The organism is Knoellia sp. B-D-2 (assembly GCF_057714695.1).
On sequence record NZ_CM173189.1, the window covers coordinates 2168905 to 2190532 of the forward strand.

Annotated in this window: 17 protein-coding genes, 1 tRNA gene and 1 pseudogene; 12 read left to right on the forward strand and 7 right to left on the reverse strand. The window is 68.1% G+C overall.

Features of this window, described 5'->3' with window-relative positions; all coding sequences use genetic code 11:
• The first annotated feature begins 46 nt into the window (after positions 1-46).
• Both AC3EU2_RS10345 and AC3EU2_RS10350 read left to right on the forward strand, forming a co-directional pair.
• Entirely contained in the window at positions 47-184 is a 138-nt protein-coding gene (locus AC3EU2_RS10345) for a hypothetical protein (protein WP_488176217.1), read from the forward strand.
• Positions 185-1019: 835 nt separating this feature from the next.
• Positions 1020-2219: an IS110 family RNA-guided transposase gene (locus AC3EU2_RS10350; protein ID WP_488176218.1), complete on the forward strand. Its 1200-nt coding sequence runs from the start codon at positions 1020-1022 to the stop codon at positions 2217-2219.
• A 73-nt stretch (positions 2220-2292) separates the two neighbouring features.
• Here AC3EU2_RS10350 and AC3EU2_RS10355 read toward each other — a convergent pair whose 3' ends face one another.
• The 4 genes from AC3EU2_RS10355 to AC3EU2_RS10370 form a co-directional block, all read right to left on the reverse strand.
• A complete protein-coding gene (locus AC3EU2_RS10355) occupies positions 2293-3750 on the reverse strand; it encodes a carotenoid oxygenase family protein (RefSeq protein ID WP_488176219.1) in 1458 nt (485 codons plus the stop codon).
• Positions 3751-4150: 400 nt separating this feature from the next.
• Positions 4151-4729, reverse strand: a complete 579-nt coding sequence (locus tag AC3EU2_RS10360; protein WP_488176220.1) for a dihydrofolate reductase family protein — start codon at positions 4727-4729, stop codon at positions 4151-4153.
• Positions 4730-5047: 318 nt separating this feature from the next.
• Positions 5048-5962: a tyrosine-type recombinase/integrase gene (locus AC3EU2_RS10365; RefSeq protein ID WP_488176221.1), complete on the reverse strand. Its 915-nt coding sequence runs from the start codon at positions 5960-5962 to the stop codon at positions 5048-5050.
• 178 nt (positions 5963-6140) lie between these two features.
• Positions 6141-7535 (reverse strand): NAD-dependent epimerase/dehydratase family protein, encoded by a 1395-nt coding sequence (locus tag AC3EU2_RS10370; RefSeq protein ID WP_488176222.1) that lies wholly within the window; start codon positions 7533-7535, stop codon positions 6141-6143.
• A 177-nt stretch (positions 7536-7712) separates the two neighbouring features.
• Between AC3EU2_RS10370 and AC3EU2_RS10375 the strand changes: the two are divergent.
• The 5 genes and pseudogenes from AC3EU2_RS10375 to AC3EU2_RS10395 all read left to right on the forward strand — a co-directional run bounded on the left by AC3EU2_RS10375 (position 7713) and on the right by AC3EU2_RS10395 (position 15194).
• Positions 7713-8956 (forward strand): annotated as a pseudogene (locus AC3EU2_RS10375) (IS256 family transposase).
• A 399-nt stretch (positions 8957-9355) separates the two neighbouring features.
• The gene (locus AC3EU2_RS10380) at positions 9356-10264 is read left to right on the forward strand and encodes an aldo/keto reductase (RefSeq protein WP_488176223.1); all 909 of its coding nucleotides are present in this window, start codon (positions 9356-9358) and stop codon (positions 10262-10264) included.
• Complete coding sequence (locus AC3EU2_RS10385) at positions 10261-10539, forward strand: type II toxin-antitoxin system RelE family toxin (protein ID WP_488176224.1); 279 nt, start codon at positions 10261-10263, stop codon at positions 10537-10539. Before AC3EU2_RS10380 ends, AC3EU2_RS10385 begins: the two co-directional genes overlap by 4 nt.
• Before the next feature lie 366 nt (positions 10540-10905).
• On the forward strand, positions 10906-14889 hold the full coding sequence (mobF, locus tag AC3EU2_RS10390) for a MobF family relaxase (RefSeq protein WP_488176225.1): 3984 nt from the start codon (positions 10906-10908) through the stop codon (positions 14887-14889).
• A 110-nt stretch (positions 14890-14999) separates the two neighbouring features.
• Positions 15000-15194 (forward strand): helix-turn-helix domain-containing protein, encoded by a 195-nt coding sequence (locus AC3EU2_RS10395; protein WP_488176226.1) that lies wholly within the window; start codon positions 15000-15002, stop codon positions 15192-15194.
• Positions 15195-15283: 89 nt separating this feature from the next.
• Here the strand turns inward: AC3EU2_RS10395 and AC3EU2_RS10400 are convergent, their stop codons facing one another.
• Positions 15284-15511, reverse strand: a complete 228-nt coding sequence (locus AC3EU2_RS10400; RefSeq protein ID WP_488176227.1) for a hypothetical protein — start codon at positions 15509-15511, stop codon at positions 15284-15286.
• Positions 15512-15955: 444 nt separating this feature from the next.
• Between AC3EU2_RS10400 and AC3EU2_RS10405 the strand changes: the two genes are divergently transcribed.
• The 3 genes from AC3EU2_RS10405 (at position 15956) to AC3EU2_RS10415 (ending at position 18036) form a co-directional block, all read left to right on the forward strand.
• Complete coding sequence (locus AC3EU2_RS10405) at positions 15956-17173, forward strand: chymotrypsin family serine protease (RefSeq protein WP_488176228.1); 1218 nt, start codon at positions 15956-15958, stop codon at positions 17171-17173.
• 284 nt (positions 17174-17457) lie between these two features.
• Positions 17458-17820, forward strand: coding sequence for a hypothetical protein (locus AC3EU2_RS10410; protein ID WP_488176229.1), 363 nt, complete (start codon positions 17458-17460; stop codon positions 17818-17820).
• Positions 17821-17886: 66 nt separating this feature from the next.
• Positions 17887-18036, forward strand: a complete 150-nt coding sequence (locus AC3EU2_RS10415; RefSeq protein ID WP_488176230.1) for a hypothetical protein — start codon at positions 17887-17889, stop codon at positions 18034-18036.
• A 174-nt stretch (positions 18037-18210) separates the two neighbouring features.
• Here the strand turns inward: AC3EU2_RS10415 and AC3EU2_RS10420 are convergent, their stop codons facing one another.
• Both AC3EU2_RS10420 and AC3EU2_RS10425 read right to left on the reverse strand, forming a co-directional pair.
• Positions 18211-19329, reverse strand: coding sequence for a tyrosine-type recombinase/integrase (locus AC3EU2_RS10420; protein ID WP_488176231.1), 1119 nt, complete (start codon positions 19327-19329; stop codon positions 18211-18213).
• Positions 19330-19483: 154 nt separating this feature from the next.
• Positions 19484-19556, reverse strand: a tRNA-Thr gene (locus AC3EU2_RS10425).
• Between the two features lie 124 nt (positions 19557-19680).
• On the opposite strand from AC3EU2_RS10425, the gene AC3EU2_RS10430 reads away from it, so the two are divergent.
• Both AC3EU2_RS10430 and AC3EU2_RS10435 read left to right on the forward strand, forming a co-directional pair.
• A complete protein-coding gene (locus tag AC3EU2_RS10430; RefSeq protein WP_488176232.1) occupies positions 19681-20139 on the forward strand; it encodes a GyrI-like domain-containing protein in 459 nt (152 codons plus the stop codon).
• A 96-nt stretch (positions 20140-20235) separates the two neighbouring features.
• A complete protein-coding gene (locus tag AC3EU2_RS10435) occupies positions 20236-21579 on the forward strand; it encodes an MFS transporter (protein WP_488176233.1) in 1344 nt (447 codons plus the stop codon).
• Positions 21580-21628: the final 49 nt, after the last annotated feature.

Genomic DNA, 21628 nt, shown 5'->3' on the forward strand with positions numbered 1-21628 from the left:
ACTGTCACAGAGTCGTTATCCGCCCGCCCACCACTAGTGTCACGGTGTGACTGAGTTCAACTGGCGACCGGCCAACGACGCCACGCGCGAGGCGGTCGAGGCCGTGTTCGACGCGGGCGGCGCCCGCACGTGCCGTTGTCAGGCGCTCAAGGTTCCGGGCTGGATCTGGCGCGACACAACCTAGGAGGAGCGCGACGCCGCGCTGCTGGAGCAGGCCGGCTGCGGCACGAGCGGCCCCACGTCCGGCCTCGTCGGGTACGTCGACGGCGAGCCGGCCGGCTGGGTCGCCGTCGAGCCGCGGGAGAACTACCCGAGGATCTGGGCCCGGCAGAAATCGTGGATGCGGAAGGACCCCGACCTCGAGGGCGTCTGGTAGGTCACCTGCTTCGTCGTGCGTCAGCGCTTCCGTCGACAGGGGCTGATGTACGAGCTCGCCGCCGCCACCGTCGAGTACGGCAGGCAGGTCGGCGCTCGCGTCCTCGAGGGCTACCCCACCGAGCCGCCGCCAGGGAAGACCGTGATCTGGGACGAGGCCTCGGTCGGTTGCTCCAGGTCTTCCTCGACGCAGGCTACGAGGTCGAGGCGTCGCCCACCCTGCGCCGCAGAGTGGTGCGACACCGACTCGGCGCGTCACAAGGCTCGGTCGTGCACGCCGGGGTGGTTCGGGAGCCGACAACGCGCGACCACGTCGACGGGCTTGCCGACGTCGGACGGGGAAGCGATCACGCCGGACATCGACAACCCGGTCACGCCCATGCGGAAGTCGAATCTGGGAGTACCGCTCTAGAGGCTACTTGACGATTGTCGGTAGGGCCGGTGTCTGGCCAGACTCGGTCCAGGTGTTCGGCTGGAGGCTCTCTTTGCGGCTGCCCACCAGCGTGTTGGGTGTGGCTCTCTATCGGTTTGCTCTCCGGCCGGGCGCCGTTGCCGGTGCGTGGCTCCAGAGGGGTCTGCCCTGCTCTCAGTAGCAATGCCCGCCCGGCGTCAACCGATCAGTGACGGCGGGAAGGACGAAGCTCATGGCGAAGGTGTTCATCGGGGTCGATCCCCACCGGTTGTCGGCGACGATCGAGGTGGTCGACCGGCACGAGAGGGTCTTGGCGACCGGCCGGTTCGCCACGGACAAGGCCGGTTACGCGGCGATGCGCCAACACGTCGCTGGGTATCGGGAGCGGGTGTGGGCGGTCGAGGGCAGCAACGGCACCGGGCGCCCGCTGGCGCAGCGGCTCCTGGCCGACGGCGAGCACGTCGTGGACGTGCCGGCGAAGCTGTCCGCGCGGGCGCGGCTGTTGGACACCGGGCACAACCGCAAGACCGACGCGCATGACGCGCACGCGGTGGCGGTGGTCGCGGTCCGCACCAAGAACTTGCGGGTGCTCGCCTATGACGCGGACCTGGAGGTGCTGCGGATGCTGGTCGACCGCCGCGACGAGCTGTCCCGGGCGAAGGTGCAGTGCATCAACCGGCTGCACCGGCTGTTGTCGGAACTGGTTCCGGGACAGGGCAAGAAGGACCTGACCGCGTTGCAGGCCAAGGCGATCCTGGCCTCGGCGCGCCCCCGCGACTCGGTCCGCAAGACCCTCAAGCGGCTCGCGCTCGAGCAGCTGGCCGAACTGGTGGTGATCGAGAAGAAGATCAAGGACTCCAGCAAGGAGCTCAAGGCCCTGGTGATCGCGCGCGGCTCGCACCTGATGGACCTCATCGGTGTCGGGCCCGTGGTCGCCGCCCGGATCCTGGCCGACGTCGGCGATGTCGCCCGGTTCGCCGATCGGAACCGGTTCGCGTCCTGGACCGGGACCGCGCCCCTGGACGCCTCCTCCGGGGAGCAGATTCGCCACCGTCTCTCGCGCGCCGGCAACCGCAAGGCCAACCACGTCATCCACATCGCCGCCGTCAACCAGATCCGCCTCGACAGTCCCGGCCGGGCCTACTACCGGCGCAAGCTCGCAGCCGGGAAGACCCCGATGGAAGCCCTGCGCTGCCTCAAGCGGCGCATCTCCGACGCCATCTATCGACAGCTGCGCGCCGATGCCGCCCTTCGCATGGAGGCGGGCCCGGGAGGGCACTGCGGGGCGGCACTCATATCCAGCGCGGCCGGCTTGCACCCGCACACCGGCACTTCGGATCAGCCACTCCCGGGACCCGCTCCAGAGACGCTACCCGCATCCCGAACGAGGTGGAAGACCGCGAAGGTAAGAGCCCTCCAAACCGCCCCTTGACATCAGAGGGGTGCCGGTAAGACGCAGGTATGAAGCCCTGCGCCATGCGCCCTGTCTCGGCGTTGCTCGTGCCCTAGGTGGTGGGGTTCCAGCTGCCGTGGAATCCGGCCGGGACGCGCGCGGGCAAATGGACGGCCGCGACGTCCTCGAGCGTCTCCGCATCGAGCATCAGCAGGTCGCTGGTGCCGGACGCCCGGTCGAACGCGTAGCCCATCAGCACGCCGTCGGCCTCATCAGTGGTCCCGTCGTTGGCCACGAAGCAGAACTCGCTCGCCTCCAGGCCGGTGCCGAGGCTACGTACGAGGGTCGAACCGGCCGCGAGGTCGTGACGCAGCACGCAGTCGCCGAGCAGGCCCCCCTGAAAGCCCACCGAGTAGCCGAAGCGGTGTCGACTCCCGGTCCGCCGCTCGTCGAAGCGCGGGAACTCCTGCGCGTGATCGTCGAAGCGGTCCTCGTGAACCTTGTCGCCAGTGAGGTCGAGGGTGAACCGTGCCAGTGTGGGCGGCCCTTCGTCGGGGCCGTTGAGGACGGTCGCGAACATCCGGTCGTGACGCACCACGTCGATGACGACGGTGTCGCCGTCCTCGTAGGCGTTCAGCGTGTGGAAGACGAAGCACGGGTCGATGTCGAACCATCGGGTGCCGGTGTCAGTGCCCTCGCGAGGGAACAGCCCGATCCGTGCGGGGTATCCCGGGTCCCACGAGTAGGGCAGGGTCGCGCCCGAGCTGCTGGCGTAGGAGCCGCGGGCGATCCGCGAGATGACCGGGTCGGGCAACGGGACGAGCGCGTGGATGGCGGCCATCATCAGCCTCGTGGGGATCCGGGCGGCCAGAGGCATCCCCTGGAGGGCTCGTCGCTTGTCGAAGACCACGGGCAGGTCGTAGATCACCACGTAGTTCTCGGTCAGAGCGAAGTCGTGCATCATCGGGCTGCCACCGACCTGGATCGGCTGTTGGCGGCGGACTCGTCCCTGCGTATCGCGCACCGTGTAGTCGACCTGGTTGCCGCGCAACCAGTTGTAGGAAACCGCGTGGAGCTCACCGGTCTGGGGGTCCTGGTGCGGGTGTGCGGAGTAGCCGGCCGGCAGGGTGCCCATCATCCGGAGGGTGCCCTCGAAATCGGTGGGCCCCACGGTGTCGAGCTCTTCGGTCAGCTCGTAGGGCGAGGAGCCACCCTCCACCAAAGCCAACGTGCGGCCCGCATGCTCCAGCACGTGGGTATTGGGGGCGAAGTCGGTGCTCTCCCAGCCCTCGGATCGGGACGGTTCGCCGAGGTACCGGGCCACCGTGCCCGAGCGCACGTAGCGGTTGCGATACCACCGGGCCTCACCCTCGGCCAAGCGCACCCCGTGCACCATCCCGTCGCCCATGAACCAGTGGTGCCCCTCGCCCGGTGAGCCGATCGGGTTCGGGCCGATGCGCAGATAGCGGCCGTCGAGATGTTCGGGCACCCGACCGGTCACGTCCAGATCGAAGCTGGTGACCTCTTCGTGGACGGGAGCGAAGTTGTCCCTCAAGTAGCGGTTGGTCACGACACATCTCCCATAACGGTTATCACCATCCTGTGTAACGCTGTTATGAGACCGCGGCAAGCAAGATTTTCCCCGCTGAGCACGCCAGCGCCCGAAAAGACCCAGATGACGTAGAGGGCAGGGCCGGTGAGACTGCCCTGCTCCTTGACGGGGAGAGTCCGGAGGCGCTCACGGCTCGTCGGCTGACGGGGGCCGCGGACCTCTCCACGATGGCGGTCTACACCCACTTCAGGTGGATGCTGAACCTGGTGCGCGAGATCGTCGTCCACGGGTCCCGCCGGCTCTCGGATCATGCGAGGGCCCATCGGCAGACCGGGACGCCCACACCCGTCGCTCCTCGCCCAGATCTCGAAACACGGGGCCTCCACGCGGACGCCTTGCGCACCACTGGGCTGAATGGTTAGTGAGCGGTCGGACGGTAGACCAGCAGCTGGCTGCGGCCGTCGAAGGTGAGCGACTCGAGGAGCTCGAGGTCGAAGTCGCCGGCCCCGCTCAGGATGGGGCTGGTTCCAGTTTCGCCCGAGATGACCGGGAAGATCGTCACCTCGATGCGGTCGACGAGTCCGGCGGCAAGCAAAGCCCAGTTGAGCGACAGGCTGGCCTGCGAGCGCAGCGACACGTTCGACTCGTCCCTGAGCCGGGCGACTATTTCGGCTGCGTCGCCGCTGACGATGGTCGCGTTGGGCCATCCGAGGGTGTCGTGGAGGGTCGAGGAGATAACCGTGGCCGGCATCCGCAGCATCCGACGGTTCCACTCGTCCTGGTTGTTCGGGTCGTCGGTGTGTAACAGGATCTTGGCGTTCTCTCGCAAGGTCGTGGCACCGAACACCATCCGTTGCTCGGTGTCGAACAGCGCCGCACGGTGCTCAAGCAGTTCTGGTCCTTGCTTGCTCCAGTAGCCGCCCCAGTCGCCCTTCGGCCCGTACGAGCCGTAGCCATCCAGGGTGGAGAACACGTCCCAGGTGTAGGTAGCGGTCACGCCATGTCCTCCTCGTCCCGAGTTTCGGTGTGTTCGAGTCCGTGCCATCCCGGAAGGCGAGAGGACGCCGAGACGTGCATGCCGTCATGGTCGAGGGTATCGCCGCGACCGGCAGGAGTGGCAGGAGTCTTCGTGGCCTGCGGGACCGCGCGGCGCGGAGCACGGACCGTTAGGACCGCTGACTGGGGACCTCACCAGTCGCCGTCAAGGAGCACCTCGCGAAGCCGACTAAGTCCAAGGCTGGCGATCACCATCAAGACGGGCTTGAGCCCAGTCTGGTGCCAAGTGCGCGGAGTCAACGCGGCTGACGCCTACGGTTCAGACGCCGGCGACGTAGGCAGTGAGGAAGTGCACGCCGTGTCGGTCGAGGTTGCCTCGGGCGCGGTCGTAGTGCTCGGTGGTGCTTGGGTCGGCGTGCCGGGCCAAAATCTGGGCGTCCCGCAAGGGGACGCCGGCGTCGAGAGCGTTGGTGATCGCGGCGTGCCGCAACGAGTGCGGGCTGATGTGCCGCGGGATGCCGGCGGCCTTCGCAATCCGGGCGACCATCCGGTAAGCATCGCGGCGGTCGATCGCCTTCCCGGTGAGCGGCCGAAGGACCAGTGGCCCCCTGGTGCGCTCGCCCCGGCATGCCTCCAAGACCCGCAGCACCGGGACGGTGATCGGCATCGTGGCGGGCTTGTTGCCCTTGCCCACCAGGTGCAGCACCCGGTGGCCACGCAGGGTGTCGGCGTAGTCCTCGATCCGCACCGCGGCAGCCTCGGATGCTCGTAGTGCGTTGATGCCGAGCAGGTAGGCGAGGGCGCCGTGGTGGACGGTGATGGTCTGGGCGACTTGCAGGAAGCGGATCAGCTCCAGTCGGTCCAGTCCTCGAGTGCGGGATTCGTCGCGGTGGACTTTCGGCAGCCTTGCGTAGACGGCCGGGTCTGCGGGGATGAGACCGTCGATGTGCGCGAACCGGAAGAAGCCACGGACGCCGTGCATCATCGTCACGACAGAGGAGTCCATCAGGCCCCGCTCGCCGAGACTGGGGATGTACAGCTCGACATGGGCGCGCTGGACCCCCACCAACGGGTCCAAGGTGTTCGCCTCACACCAGGCGAACCACTGCCGCACCTGGAACGCGTACAGGGTGTGGGTGCGCCCGGCGTAACGGGCCAGGAAAGAGACCGCCGCCAGCTGGGCGGTCGACATCGATGACGGCTGGAACGGAAGCAGAGTCGTCGGAGCGGACATGGCGTTACCTCATGCAGCGACCGCAAGAGGCCAAGGTCACGCGCGCCGCCAACGCGGCCCAGGCACCCGAACCGCATCGACGCTACGCCCCTTTCGCATAAGCAGCCAGTCCGCAGGCGGCGATGTGCCGCGGGTCGGGCTCGGCTGTCTACGAGCCGGGGATGACGATTGCTCTTTCTCAAGGTTCCAGGGAGCGACCGGCGTCGCGGCGGCTGATGTACCCCGCATCGGCGAGCCAGCGCACGGTATCTCGCATGGACTCCGCCAGGGAGCGTCCGCTGACTCCGAGATCGTTGACCGTCGCGGAGTAGTCGACGCGGGCGTCGATCGCGATGAACCGGGCACCCTCCACCGCGTGCGGCAGGAAGGGCCAGCCGGTCCGGTAGCCGAGCTGCAACACCGGGAGCATGGCTTTGAGCGGCAGACGAGCCGCCGGGAGCCTGCGTCCGGTCACGGTTCGTAGCGTCTCGTGCGGGAGGGCGACCGTCTCGCCGGGGACCAGATAGCGACGCCCCGGTCGGTCGAGGGCCGCCACCACCACGTCCGCAGCGTCGCGGACGTCCACCCACTGCGTTCCACCCCGAGGCCAGGTGGGGAGACGACCGCGCAGAATCTCACGGATCACCTGGTCACTCTCGCCGAGGTAGGGGTCGTGCGGGCCCAAGACGCCGCCCGGATTGACGATGGCAATCGGAGCACCGTCCTCCTGCCGGTCCCGGGCAACACGCTCGGACTCCACCTTGCTCTGGGTGTACGGACCGAGGGTGACGCCCAACGGGCTCTCATGATCCAGAGTTGCGCCAGGTCGCAAAAGTGCCCCGGTCGAGGACACGTGGACGATGCCGGTGCAGCCGGCTTCTGTCGCCGCGTCCAGGACCGTGATCGTGCCGGCCTCGTTCTCCCGCTGCATCCGCTCGGCATCGCGGCGTCGGTAGGAGAACGTGGCGGCGGCGTGGATGGCCCGGTCGCAACCGCGCGCCGCGTCTCTCGCCGCGGCAGCATCGGTCATGTCCCCGGGCACGACCTCCATGCGCGGGTCGTCCGGATCCACGTCGAGCAGCGCGAGGTTCGCCCGCAGCTTCGCAGGTGTCCGCACCAACGCCCTCACCCGGTGGCCCTCGTCGAAAAGGCGCCCGAGGATGTGGATGCCGAGGAACCCCGATGCACCCGTGAGCATGACAACGGACATGGCCCTCAGTCTGTCGCCACCGCCCGCGGAGGGACAGTGCCAATGGGGGTGGCCTCCGGGGTCCACATTGAGGGTTAACCATTTCTGAAAACGCACCGCCGGGTAGCCATAGCGGGCTTCTTCACCCAATACAGCCTTATCGAGCACGCCATCGGCAACGCGGCGGCCTGTACCCAGGATTGGCGGCTCTGGCCAAGGACACCCCACGTCGTCATCCGTATCACCGAGCCATCCCCGGTCCTCATCGCGCTCGAGGCGAAGATGTTCGATCGCCTGAGCAAGCCAGACCTGCTGAAGCAGTTGTCTGCGCAGAAGGCGCAATTGGATCAAATCTGCGAGCACCGCGCTGGCCACTTGGATGTCGACAAGGTGGCTCTTGCGCATTGGGCCCTGCTCCCCGAGGCGCTGGCGGCGGCGATGCCCGATCTCGGGACAGTTGAGTCCCCGATGTGGTGTAGCGCGGTCGCCGGGTTCGTTGCCGAGTTGGTGATGGACGAGGTGCGGCCACCGCGTGATCCTTCGAGTGAACCTTCCAAAGCACTCTCGAATGGAGTCATCACGATGACCGCACCACCGATTGTCGACCCTGCAGGCCTGCTGGGCGAAGCACTGTCCGAGGCGTCGCCGGATCTGATGCGTTCGCTGCTGCAGTCGATCATCAACACGTTGCTGTCGGCCGATGCTGACGCGGTCGTGGACGCCGAGTGGGGACGGCCCTCTCGGACCGCACGGCGCAGCGCAACGGCTACCGCCATCGCGACCTCGACACCCGCGTCGGCACGATCGACGTCGCGATCCCCAAGCTGCGCCAGGGCACCTACTTCCCGCAGTGGCTGCTCGAGCGTCGCAAGCGGGCCGAGGCGGCGTTGATCACCGTGGTCGCCGACTGTTACCTCGCCGGGGTGTCCACCCGGCGCATGGACAAGCTGGTCAAGACGTTGGGGATCGACTCGCTGTCCAAGTCGCAGGTCTCCCGGATGGCGACCGAGCTGGACCAGGTCGTCGAGGACTTCCGCCACCGCCCCCTGGACACGGCGGGACCGTTCACGTTCGTGGCAGCCGACGCCCTCACGATGAAGGTCCGCGAAGGCGGCCGGGTCGTCAACGCGGTCGTGCTGCTCGCCACCGGCGTCAACGGTGACGGCCACCGCGAGGTCTTGGGTCTGCGGGTCGCGACCTCCGAAACCGGGGCGGCGTGGAACGAGTTCTTCGCCGACCTGGTCGCCCGCGGCCTGGCCGGGGTCCGCCTGGTCACCTCCGACGCCCACGCCGGCCTGCGCGAGGCGATCGCGGCGAACCTGCCCGGCGCGTCCTGGCAGCGCTGCCGCACCCACTACGCCGCCAACCTCATGAGCGTGACCCCGAAAGCGATGTGGCCCGCGGTCAAGGCGATGCTGCACAGCGTGTACGACCAGCCCGACGCCCCCGCCGTGCACGCCCAGTTCGACCGGCTCATCGACTACGTCAGCGAGAAGCTCCCCGCGGTGGCCGAGCACCTCGCCGGCGCTCGCGACGACATCCTCGCGTTCACCACCTTCCCCAAGGACGTGCGGACCCAGGTCTGGTCCAACAACCCCGCCGAACGCCTCAACAGGGAGATCCGCCGCCGCACCGACGCCGTCGGGATCTTCCCCAACCGCGATGCCATCATCCGGCTCGTCGGAGCTGTCCTGGCCGAGCAGACCGACGAATGGGCCGAAGGCCGCCGCTACCTCGGCCTAGAGGTCCTCACCCGCTGCCGCCTCACCCTCACCACCACCGACCCCGAGATCGGAGCAGACACCATGCCCGCCCTGACCGCCTGACCCTCACCGATCACGCAGCGCTACACCACTCCCAGGGACTTGACCCTCGGGACACCCATCATCACCTGGGAGCGCCTGCTGGCCGCCTACGCCGACATCGATCAGCGGCGCACCAACCAGCTGCTCGAGTGGCTAGAAGAAGTCATCCAGAAGCCGCGACCGTCTCAGCGCTAGAAACTGGACCGTGCAGGGATCTAACCCCGTCGCGGCATGAGCGAGCGTCGCTGGTAGCCCGGTCGCTCGCATGCGACGGCCCCCTCGGCCGCCCGCGACGACATGAATCTTTCGCCATGCAACCGGGGTCGGTTAGCGTTCAAGAGCCCACGCACCGCCGTCCCCGTGGGCGCGCCGAGCGCCTGCGCGGCCGCAGTCCGACGGCTGACGAAGGGAACCCAGCCCATGAAGTACTCCGTTCTCGGCCAGACCGGTGTCCGCGTGTCCCGGATCTGCATGGGCACGGCAACCTTCGGCGTGGCCCCGAGCTCCCAGGACGCCGATGGCGTCGTCGGTGCGGCCCTTGATCTGGGCATCAATTTCTTCGATACGGCGGACGTCTATGGCTCGACCCCGACGTTCGACCGGCCCGGTGCGCCGCCGGCTGCGGAGCGCGAGCCGGCCGAGGAGATCCTCGGCCGAGCCTTGGCCGGACGCCGCGACGCGGTGGTGCTCGCGACAAAGTCCGGCGAGCGCCGGTTCCACCCTGAGGCGGGGCTGTCACGCCGGTACGTCATCCAGCAGGTCGAGCAGAGCCTGCGTCGGCTACGCACCGACCGCATTGACGTCTATTACGCGCATTTCCCCGACCCGGCCACGCCGCTGGAGCAGACGCTTCACGCGTGCGACACCGATGTTCACCCGTGTGCACCTGTGTCGTGCGACATCGTTTCAGCCCTTGACGGACGTGCGTGGGGACGACAGCGTGCTCGGCAACTCCACCAAGGACGGAGTGAACCGCAAGCTGGAACCCTTCGCGTCCCCGTCCAAGACTGTAACGTGGGCAAGCCCTTGCATGAGGCGCAGCAAAGCGCCACAATTGTGTGCATGACCGTTGAACCGCTCCGGGACGTCCGTAACCACTTCAGCGACGTCATCGACCGGGTCGAGCACGAGCACGAGCGCGTCACCGTCACCCGCAACGGCCGCGCCGTGGCGGTCATCCTCAGTCCCGAGGACCTGGCCGAGCTCGAGGAGACCCTCTCGGTTCTGAGCGACCCGCAGGCCCTGGCCGACATCCGCGAAGCCGACGCCGCCTATGCAGCTGGTGACGTCGTCCGCGGCGTGGATGCCGTCCGAGCCCTGCGGTCGTGAGCGACGCTCCATACGAGCTGGTCCTGGCCCCACCCGCCATCCGGGCCCTTCAGTCCGGGCTGCCTCAGGGTGTTGCTGCCGCGGTCCTCGAGTTCGTGACCGGTGCCCTGGTCGAAAACCCTCACCGGGTCGGCAAGGCGCTGCGCGGTGACCTCGCCGGCATCCACTCGGCCCGCCGCGGCACCTACCGCGTGCTGTATCGGATCAACAATGACGAGCGTGAGGTCCTCGTGCTCCGCATCGATCACCGAAGCGACGTCTACCGACCCGGGTGATGGCGCTGGACTCTCACGTCAGCTTGCCGTGGCTGGCATGCTCGCCAGCTGCAGGCTCCAGGTAAAGGCCGTCCCGGCGACGGACCACAAGGACGTCAAGCACCAGTAGCCCGTCAACCTGTTCTTGATCGATCGTCCGGATCCACCCCTCCCCTGATCGAGTGTCAAGCAGACCTTTCCCCGTCGACTCGGCCTCATCGCCGACACGCCGCGCCGACGTACCCCACCTCAGCCGGCCGCCGCTACCGCGCCCGCGAGAGGACGAATTCCCCGAGACCAAGTCCCGCACACCCGGTGCATTGTCGGTAACGATTTGGTGGCCAGTGGCCACAAAGGACCTCCCCGATGGCGTTGGGAGGTATGGCGATGAGTTTGCACAAACTGACGGCCGGGTCGGGGTACACGTACCTGACGCGGCAGGTGGCTGCTCACGACCGCGCCGGCGGGCCGCGCACGTCGTTGGCGTCGTACTACTCCGAGCGGGGTGAGACGCCGGGACGGTGGGTGGGCTCCGGCATCGCCGGGATCAATGGTCTGAGTGTGGGGGACGAGGTCACCGCGGAGCAGATGCGGCTGCTGTTCGGGTTTGGTCTGCACCCCCTCGCGGAACTGCGCGAGGAGCAGCTGTCGGGTCCCGGCCTGACCGAGCGGGACTACCGCGCCGCGCGCCGGCTGGGGGTGCCGTGCAAGGTCTACGCGGGCGGTCCCAGCGCGTTCCAGGTGCAGGTCGCCCAGCGGGTCGAGGACCACGCGGCCTCCCTGGGGCACCCACGCGACTACCCCGTTGCGCCGAAGGATCGGGCCCGGATCCGCTCCGAGGTCGCCGCCGAGTTCTTCCGTGCCGAGCACGGGCGGGACCCCCGAGACGCCCGCGAGCTCTCCGGGGCGGTCGCGAAACTGTCGAGGCCGCGCACGAGCGCGGTGGGTGGGTTCGACCTGACCTTCTCCCCGGTGAAGTCGGTCAGTACCTTGTGGGCGATCGCTCCACCGGAGGTCGCGGCGCAGATCGAGCTGGCCCACAACGAGGCCGTCGCCGACGCCCTGGGTTTCATCGAGGCGCACGCGCTGTACTCGCGGGAGGGCACCAACGGGGTGCGTCAGGTCGACGTCACCGGGCTGGTCGCGGCCGCGTTCACCCACCGCGACTCGCGTGCCGGGGACCCGGACCTGCACACCCACGTCGCAGTCGCGAACAAGGTCCAAACACTGTCTGGGAAGTGGCTGGCCATCGACGGACGGATCCTGTTCAAGGCCAAGGTCACCGCCTCCGAGACCTACAACACCGCCTTGGAGAAGCACCTGCGGACCCGGCTCGGGCTGACCTTCGCGCCCCGTCCCGGCACCGATCGCGGCAAACGCCCGATCCGCGAGGTGGTCGGTGTCGACCCGTCCCTGAACCACCGCTGGTCCACCCGCCGGGCCGCGATCGAGACCCGCCGCGGGGAGCTGGCCACTACCTTCCAGGGCGACCACGGCCGCCCGCCGAGCGTGGTGGAGGCGATCCAGCTCGCCCAGCAGGCCACCCTGGAGACCCGCGACGCCAAACACGAACCGCGCACCCTGACCGAGCAACGAGCGGAATGGCGCGAGCAGGCGCAGGACATTCTCGGCGGCCCAGCCGGTGTGGCAGCGATGGTGACCACCGCCCTGTCCGCCGCGCGAGGCCACGCGACACCGGCGACCACGGTGGATGCGGCGTGGGTGCGGGAGACCGCATACCAGGTCCGCGACGAGATCTCGGCCCGCCGCTCGACCTGGCAGGTCTGGCACGTGCGCGGCGAGGCGCACCGGCAGGTGCGCGCCGCGAACCTGCCCGCCGCCCTGGTCGAGCAGGTCGTGGACCTGGTCATCGACCACACCTTGGCTGCCGCCTCGGTCCGCCTGACCCCCGTCGGTGATGGTCTGGAGGAGCCCGCAGAGCTCCGTCGAGTCGACGGGTCGAGCATGTACGAGGTCGCCGGCTCCGCGGTCTACACCAGCGAGGGCATCCTCGCTGCGGAGCAGCGCCTCGTGCACACCGCCGGCGTCGTCGACGGTCACCGGGCCAGCCGGGACGCAGTCGACCTGGCCCTGCTCGAGCAGGCCGCCAACGGGGTCACCCTCAACCCCGGACAAACGGCCCTCGTCACGCAGATGGCGACCTCCGGGGCGCGGCTCCAGCTGGCCATCGCCCCTGCCGGGACCGGGAAGACCACCGCCATGCGCGCGCTGGCCGCCGCGTGGGTCGAGGACGGCGGCACCGTCCTCGGCTTCGCACCCTCCGCCGCCGCCGCAGCCGTCCTGCGCGAGCAGACCGGCGCCACCACCGACACCCTGGCCAAGCTCACCTGGTCGATCAGCGCAGGTGACCTGCCCGACTGGGCCGAAGCAATCGGGGCACGCACCCTGGTCGTCATCGACGAGGCCGGAATGGCCGACACCCTCTCCCTGGACACCGCCGTGCACTTCGTCACCAGCCGCGGCGGGCAGGTCCGGCTCATCGGGGACACCCAGCAGCTCGCCGCGATCGGCGCCGGCGGCGTCCTGCGCGACATCGCCGCCACCCACGGCGCCCCGCACCTGGACGAGCTCATGCGGTTCACCGACCCCGTCGAAGGAGCCGCCTCCCTGGCCCTGCGCGACGGGCGCACCGAAGCGCTCGGGTTCTACCTCGACCACGACCGGGTCCATGTCGGCGACCTCGCCACCGTCACCACGCACGTGTTCACCGCCTGGGCCACCGACCGCGCCCGCGGCCTGGACGCGATGATGCTGGCCCCCACCCGAGACCTGGTCTCCCAGCTCAACAGCCAAGCCCAGACGCACCGCCTCGCCGGCCGTAATCCCGGGCTTGGGGTGCGACTGGCCGACGGCAACACCGCGTTTGTGGGCGACACCGTGCTCACCAGATCCAACGACCGCCGGCTGAGGACTGGCGGCAACGACTGGGTCAAGAACGGCGACCGGTGGAACGTCCAAGGCGTCCGCGATGACGGGTCACTCGCGGTGCAGCACAACCACAGCGGACGACTCGTCACGCTCCCCGCTGACTATGTCGCCGCCGCCGCTGAGCTCGGATACGCGAGCACCGTCCACGGCGCCCAGGGCATCTCCGTGGCCACCGTCCACGGCCTGGCCACCGGAGCGGAGAGCCGACAGCAGCTCTACACGATCCTCACCCGCGGGTCCGCCGCCAACCACCTCTACCTCCAGGTCATCGGCAACGGCGACCCCCACGACATCACCCGCCCGGACAACGTCCAGCCGCGAAGCGCGACCGACATCCTCGAGGCCATCCTCGCCCGAGACGACGCCCCCGTCTCCGCCACCACCACCGCCCGCGAACATGCCTCTCCCGCCCTGCGGCTTGGCGCGGCCACCGCCCGCTACCTCGACGCCCTCCACGTCGCCGCCGAACACCACCTCGGCACCGCTGCGGTCGCGGCTCTGGAGACGGGCGCCGACCGGATCGTGCCGAGCATCGCCGACGACCCTGCGTGGCCGACCCTGCGCGCCCACCTCGTCCTGCTCGCCGCCACCGGCGCCGACCCGTTAGTGATCCTGCAGGGCGCGGCCAGCGCCCGCGAGCTGGACACCGCCGACGACCGCGCGGCCGTCCTGCACTGGCGCCTGCCCCACCCCGGCGCCACCGGCTCCGGACCCCTGCCTTGGCTGACTAGCATCCCCGCAGCCCTGCACGACGACCCGCACTGGGGCCCGTACCTGACCGCCCGGTCCAACCTGATCACCACGCTGGCCGGTGAGGTGCGCCACCAGGCCACTGACGTGCCGAACACCCCAATATGGTGGCCCCCGGGTCGCTCACTGCCCGCCCCGGAACTGCTCGGTGACGTCGCCGTCTGGCGGGCCGCGAACGCCGTCCCCGACAGCGATCACCGACCCACCGGGTCCGCACAACCCGCGAAGGCCCACGCCCGGTGGCAGCACGAGCTCGACGCCCGCCTCGGCAGCAGAAACACCGCGACGCTCGCCGACTGGACCTCGCTCATCCACGCATTGGTTCCCGCTGCTCGGTGCGACGACTACACCGCGCACCTGGCGGAACACCTTGCCGAGCTCTCAGCCGCGGGCGTACCCGCCGAGGCCCTGCTGCGCATCGCCACGGGGCCCGGGGTCCCCCTTCCCGACGACCACGCCGCCTCAGCCCTGTGGTGGCGCATCCAACGCCACCTGCCCGACCCCACCGACCCTGGCGCGCCGAACCCACCCACCTGGTCGGCACCGCGGGAGCTGCCGATTGTCCGGGACCCGCGCGCCGGCCTCGACGACATACGCCGCCGCGCCACCCAGGCCCGGCGCAACAGCCCGGTCCGCCGTCCCCAACCTCGAGGGCCGGGTATGTCGCGATGACCCCCCACCCGCGTGCCTCATCGTCCGGCGACGCGAGACTGCCCGAACGGATCTGCCGTCCCGTGTCCACACACGCCTCTCAGCGGGCTTTAGGCAAGCAGGAGGTAGTCATGACCACGAAAGTCCACCGAGAATTCGAGTCCCTGTCCTCAGCCGCCGAACGCACCGGGCTGAGCATCCGCACCCTGCGCCGAAGAATCGCCAGTGGCGACCTCGCCGCCTACCGCAACGGCCTCCGGGTCATTCGCGTCGATCCGGACGATGTCGACCGCCTCATGGTGCGCATTCCCGCAGCCAGTGATTGACTGTGGCCGCACCTGGACAAGCTGCGGAGGCGGGCCCCGGAGTCGGTGACAGCCGAGGGACTGCGCCCGAGAGGGAGTGTGAGCATCGCTCAGTGCGACACATCGATCAGGTGCACGTTCACCCGGCCGTGGCCGTGCGCGATGACGCCACAGGAGCGACACCCCATCGGCTCCGGCTCGGACTCAACCGTGACCACCAGCCGGTCCCGAGGATCGCGATCAACTCCGATCACGTGCAGACCGGGCAGCCCCACGAGCAGGTCGCAACGGTCGCAGTATCCGCCGCGGGCACGGCAGCACAACGTAGGCTCGGTCATCGTCGAGGTCCTTGAGATCAGGAGAGGTAAGAGTCCTCTGATCCTCGAGGGCCTCGACCCCTCCCACCCCTCAACCCGCGACCCGGCGCGCCGTGCTCACCCCACACTCATCGGTGAAGAGCCCGATTACCGCTATGCAGGGACCGACGACGAGACAAGGGCACCCGCCCCACCCCTTGACGCTAAACACCTCACGCTGATGTTCGGACGTTTTGGCTCCGCGCGGTCTGAGAGCATCGTCGCCAAGAGAAGCGCTTCACAGATCCGCGAGCCTGATGTACAAAGGGTGAAATGCCGGAAGGGCCGATAGCATTTGCCCCCATACGGGTCTTTCTGAGCTGGCCAGGTGTAGTCTGCGAGTACGGGTTCCCAGCGTGAACATATTCGTGGGGGTTACGAATGGCTAGTCTCAAGCATGTAGCGCCAGCGGTTGCAGTGGCCCTGATGATCGGCGTCCTGCCCGTCGTCGCATCGACCGCTCAGGCTGATCTGGACCCCTTGTCTCGTGCGGACATCAAGGATGTGCCGGGAGACCAGACTGCAGAGGAATTCGAACTCGCGCTAGGCGTTCCTCTAAGCGAGGCGGGAGGAGGTTCGCTTAACCGCCAAGCCGAAGAGGCTATTGCCGATGTTCGGCGGCAACTGGCTGCTCGTGGAATGACAGAAGTCGCCTTCGCAAGAGTTGTGGGACAACGTCAAATCGATGTATACCTCGATCCTGGTGTCTCCGCTGAGGATGTGAAGATCCCGGACATGGAAGTGCGCTTCATCAACACCACGTTCAGTCAGGCGTCTGCCAGTGCACTTCAAGAACGAATCTTGGTTGAGATGGACGTTTGGCGAGCGCAGGGTCTCGATATCTGGAGCACGTCCTCGGATGTGTCGAGTGGAGCAGTTCTTGTGTGGGTGGAGCCAAGCGATTCTGCTCCCGTTGCTAAATTCGAGCGTGATTATGGCGCCCAAGTCCAAGTCATTGAGAAAGGGCGAACGCTAAGTCGATCAGCGACGCGATCTACAGATTACTCGCCTTGGTATGGCGGCAACTACTTCAATGTTCTTGCTGCCGGCTCTAACGCCTTTCTCGGTCGATGCTCAACGAGCTTCGCGGTTCTTAAGTCGACGAACGACTACTCTCTCAGCGCCGGTCACTGCTTTAACGCGACCGGGGATCGAGCTCAGTATTTCTGGACTGAGGCGATCATGGGACACGCGTCACAAAGGGATTTTGTGAGCGGAGCCCCAGCCGATACGTCGCTGATCGCCGGAGAATATGCACCTTTCGTGTGGAATTCGGCAACAACGTTTCTCGCCCAGAGAGTGGCATCGTCGAGCGACGTAAAGGACGCGCCCACATGTTTCGACGGCGGGCGCTCGGGTCAAAACTGCAAGTTGAAAACTACAAGCAACTTGAACACTTCCTTCACCGAGGGCGGCGTGACAACGACGGGTCTGGTGCAGGTCGTATCAACAGATGGATCTTCCCCGTGCCGACCCGGTGACAGTGGGGGTCCCGTCTACGACGCCTCCCCTGGCAATGGAATCAGAGCCCGCGGAACCATCGTTGTGTGTCCGCAAGATGGTTTTGCCGGAAGCACGGCATTGTTTCTTCCCTGGTATCGCGGCGTGCCCCGATTGGGCTCCGTCGCTCTGATGACACCGTGACGTGGCGAAGGTAGCTCTGCCTGTGCGTCTGAGCCTCGATGTCTTGACGCACCTGATGCCCGATGGGTCTGTATCACCTGATTCTTGACAGTTCGGCAAGGAAACTGAGGCAGCGGTCGGCGGCCGCCGCCTGTGATGCTACGCACCGGCTTTTCTGTTTGTTCGGCGCCCACGCGGGTCTCTGCGTCGACCTCCACGGATCGGGGCCCGAGAGCGTGAGGTCCTGTTTCGGACTGACCTGTTAATGACGTGCCGAAGATGTTTGGCCCCGTCATCATCGGCACGTGAGTGGGAAACAGGAGCCCAAGAAGTCGCGCAAGCTGCCCATCGAGCAGGAGTCGATTCTGGCGCGGCTCGCATGCGCACGCGATGAGCAGCTCGACGTGAGCGTGCTTCGATGGATACCGGACTCCGATCGCCATGACGGCTTCGTCCTTGCTGGTGGCGAAAGGTGGGTATCGCTGGCCAAGGTCGACGGGGTCAGCCTCGATGGGTGGTGCCTGCTCCGGAGGAAGGACATCCAGTCCGTCTTCCTCGACCCAGACCCACTCGCATCGAAGGTTTTGAAGGTCCGCGAGCAGTGGCCACCTCTCGTAGTCGACGTGGCCCTTGACGATGCGGCGGTGGTCCCTCAGTTCGTCAGCTGAGGTCGCGGCTACGTTGAGTTAGATCGTCCCGACATCATGTGGCTCGGATCGGTGGTGCAAGTCGACGTGTACAGCCTCAAGTTTCTGGAAGTCAGCACCCTGGCTGAGTGGGCGCGCAAGCCCCGAGCCGTCGACCTCGAAGACCTGACACGAATCGAGTTCGGCTGCGACTACGAGGCCGGGGTGGCGCTCGTCGCCGGTCCGAGACCTCGGTGACACAAGTCTGAGCGCGTGCGCATAACCAGGCACGTGTGTGAAACACGCCGCACTCGGAGTGGCCACATGTGGGCGGTGCGCCGCACGCTCGTAGGCGTGCGACAGATCGCTCGTACCTTGCACCAAGGCCCACCGTTGTTGACCGAAGGCCGCTCGAGGCACACCCCTACCTCGCTATCGGCCCTCGCGGCCGGCCATCGCCGAGAGTGCGGCGGCGATCTCCCTGTCGCGGCCTTGAGCCGCGTGTTGGTATCTCAGCGCCGCGGAGACCGAACTATGGCCGAGACGCTGCTGCAGCTCGGCGAGGGTGGCGCCCGCACGGGCCGCCATCGTGGCACCCGTGTGGCGGAGGTCGTGCACCCTCAGGTCCGGACGACCGGCGGCCTCGCGCGCCATCCGCCAGTTGCGGTGGAGCGTCGACGGCTGCAGGTGCGAGACACGATCACGTCCCGGAAAGAGCAGCGCGTCCGCACTCGGGTCCGTCATCGTGTCGAGATGGTGAGCAACCGCAGGGACGATGTGCGGCGGGATGGACACCACCCTCGTCCCTGCCGCCGACTTCGGCGTGCCCACGATGGCCTGGCCGCCCACCCAGGAGACCGCGCGGACGATCCTTACCGTCCCAGCAGCGACGTCGATGTCCTTTCGGCGTAGCTCGAGCACCTCACCGCTGCGCAGCGCGCACCAGGCGCACAGCAGCACCAGCGCGCGATGACGTTCAGGGATGGCCTCCACGATATTCGCCAGCTCGTCGAGAGAGGCTGGGCGAATCTCTCGAACTCGAGGTGTGTTTGCCGCGCCGCGGATGCGGCATGGGTTGCTGTCGATCACCTCGTCAGCGACCGCGGTGTTCATCACCGCCTTCAGCAAGGCATAGCCACGCGCACGGACGGTTGGCCTGTCGGTCGGCAACTGCGACCACCACGTCCGTACGACGCTCGGGGTCATTGCCTCCATGGTGAGCGGACCCAGCACTGGGATCAGGTATCGGCGCAGCAGGTGCTCGTACCCTTCGCGGGTTCGGGGCTTGAGGTCGCGCTCCCGCAGCCACTGGGTTGAGTAGGCGTCGAACGTCAGCGGCGCCAGCCGCGCCACCTTGATCGGCGGTTGCCACTCACCCGCGAGCACCTCCCCCCGTCGCCGGCCGAGCCACCCCTCGGCGTCCCCCTTGGTCTCGAACGTCTGCGCAGCCGGGCGGCGGACCAGGTCCGGGCCGACAAAGCTCGCTTGCCAACGACCCGAAGGGAGCTTCCGAAGACTTCCGAAACCTCTTCTGGACGCCCCCCGAGTCACCTCGACGCACCTGTCTGTGGCAGCCGGCGTGCAACATACGTGCAACAACGGTGGCCATTCTTGTCCATTCGCGTCCACTCCCGTCCCCTGGCGAAGCGCTGCTTCGCTCGCTCAATAGGACCACAGGACAAGGGTTTTCAGCAAGATCTTGTTGAGCTGGCGAGGGGACTTGAACCCCTAACCCCCTGTTTACAAGACAGGTGCGCTACCGATTGCGCCACGCCAGCGCACGTCGGCGAGCGTTCGCTCCCGACGGCGACCCGCACTTTACCGGGCGGCGCCACGGTGACGCGACGAGAGCCGGGACGATCGTCCCTGACCCGGCGCCGCCGGTGGTGTGACGGTGAGGACATGACACAGATCAGAGTTGTCGAGCTCAAGGAGCAGCCCACGGCCGTCGTAGGCGAAAAGGTCCCGATGTCGGATCTCACGGAGTTCTTCGGCCGGGCGTTCGCCACGGTCATGGAGGTCGTGGGCCGGCAGGGCGGGCAGGTCGCCGGGCCGCCCTTCGCGATGTACCACGGGACGCCCTCCGACACCGTCGACGTCGACGCCGGGTTCCCGGTGACGTCCACGGTCGAGGCCAGCGACGACGTCCGGGCCAGCGTCCTTCCCGCCGGCCGCGCGGTCGAGGCCACCCACATCGGTCCCTACGACACGCTCGCGCAGACCTACGACGAGATGATGCGCTGGACCGCGGAGCAGGGACTCCAGCCGGGCACCGACATGTGGGAGCAGTACCTCACAGACCCGGAGACCGAGCCGGACCCCGCCAAGTGGCGCACCCGCGTCCTCTGCCCGATCCGCTGACGCCTCACCGACCCGACCCCGACCGGGGGTCGACAGCCGCGCCCGGGACGTGAACGCGCGCGGCCGGCATACGTCCGTCGTCCCTACACTCGAGCGGTGACGCGACCGCTCCGCCGCCAGGTGCACGACATCGGTCGGCGCCGCGCCTGGGTCATCTGGCTCGTCGGGCTCGCCGTCTACATCGTCGCGGTCTTCCACCGCACCTCGCTCGGCGTCGCCGGCCTCGTCGCGGCGGACCGGTTCGACATCACCGCCGCGCAGCTCGCGACGTTCACGGTCCTCCAGCTCGTCGTGTACGCCGGCATGCAGATCCCCGTGGGCGTCCTCCTGGACCGCTTCGGCTCCCGGCTTCTTCTGCTGGTCGGTCTCGCGCTCATGACCGCCGGGCAGCTGTGGTTCGCCTTCGCGGGGAGCTTCGAGGTCGGTCTCGCGGCGCGCGTCCTGCTGGGCATCGGCGACGCGATGATCTTCACCAGCCTGCTGCGGCTCGTCGCGCTGTGGTTCCGTGTGCGGCAGGCGCCGGTCATCACCCAGCTGAGCGGGATGATCGGACAGCTCGGCGCCGTCGCGGCCGCCACCCCGCTCGCCGCGGCGCTGGAGCGGTTCGGATGGGAGCGGTCGTTCGGGATCTCGGCCGGTGTCGGCGCGCTCCTGTCGGTCGCCCTCGTGCTCATCGTCAAGGACTCGCCGTACACCGGCCTGTCCGTCGAGAAGATCAAGGTCAGGGCGCTCGCCCGCACCCTCGCCGAGGTCTGGGGCAACCCGGGGACGCGCCTTGCGATGTGGATCCACTTCACCGGGCAGTTCGGCGCCACGGTCTTCACGATGCTCTGGGGCTACCCCTTCCTCGTCGAGGGGCAGGGGCTGAGCCCGGCCGCGGCCGGCGGGCTGCTCATCACGCTCACGCTCACCGCCGTCGTCGCCGGGCCGGTCGTCGGCCACCTCACCGGGCGGCTGCCCTACCGGCGCTCGCAGATCGTCCAGGTCATCGTCGTCGCCATGGCCAGCGTCTGGGCGCTCGTGCTCCTCTGGCCCGGTCGCGCGCCGCTGTGGCTGCTCGTCCTCCTCGTCTGCGTCACCGGCTGCGGCGGTCCCGGGTCGATGGTCGGCTTCGACCTCGCCCGCACCTTCCACCCGTCGGAGAGGCTCGGGCGGGCGGCCGGGGTCATCAACATCGGCGGGTTCACGGCCTCGCTCGTGACGATGGCGCTCATCGGGGTCATCCTCGACCAGCGGGCGCCGGGAGGACCGGGCACCTACACGCTCACCGACTTCAAGTGGGCCATGTCGGTGCAGTTCCTGCTCTGGGGGTTCGGCTCGCTCCAGATCTGGCGCTACCGCCACAAGGGCCTCGACTACATCGACGACCACCCGGGCGCGCTCGACGCCCTGCGGGCCGGCGACACCCTCCTGCCCGGCATCTCCCGCGACCCCGACTGATCGGGCCACGTTCGCCTCGATGACGCGTGTCGGTCACCGGCGAGCCCGC

What these genes read in the sequence shown, in the direction of transcription:
- AC3EU2_RS10350 (WP_488176218.1), top strand. Translation starts at nt 1,020, where the DNA reads ATGGCGAAGGTGTTCATCGGGGTCGATCCCCACCGGTTGTCGGCGACG.
- AC3EU2_RS10365 (WP_488176221.1), bottom strand. Translation starts at nt 5,962, where the DNA reads ATGTCCGCTCCGACGACTCTGCTTCCGTTCCAGCCGTCATCGATGTCG.
- AC3EU2_RS10370 (WP_488176222.1), bottom strand. Translation starts at nt 7,535, where the DNA reads ATGCGCAAGAGCCACCTTGTCGACATCCAAGTGGCCAGCGCGGTGCTC.
- AC3EU2_RS10380 (WP_488176223.1), top strand. Translation starts at nt 9,356, where the DNA reads ATGAAGTACTCCGTTCTCGGCCAGACCGGTGTCCGCGTGTCCCGGATC.
- mobF (WP_488176225.1), top strand. Translation starts at nt 10,906, where the DNA reads ATGAGTTTGCACAAACTGACGGCCGGGTCGGGGTACACGTACCTGACG.
- AC3EU2_RS10395 (WP_488176226.1), top strand. Translation starts at nt 15,000, where the DNA reads ATGACCACGAAAGTCCACCGAGAATTCGAGTCCCTGTCCTCAGCCGCC.
- AC3EU2_RS10400 (WP_488176227.1), bottom strand. Translation starts at nt 15,511, where the DNA reads ATGACCGAGCCTACGTTGTGCTGCCGTGCCCGCGGCGGATACTGCGAC.
- AC3EU2_RS10405 (WP_488176228.1), top strand. Translation starts at nt 15,956, where the DNA reads ATGATCGGCGTCCTGCCCGTCGTCGCATCGACCGCTCAGGCTGATCTG.
- AC3EU2_RS10430 (WP_488176232.1), top strand. Translation starts at nt 19,681, where the DNA reads ATGACACAGATCAGAGTTGTCGAGCTCAAGGAGCAGCCCACGGCCGTC.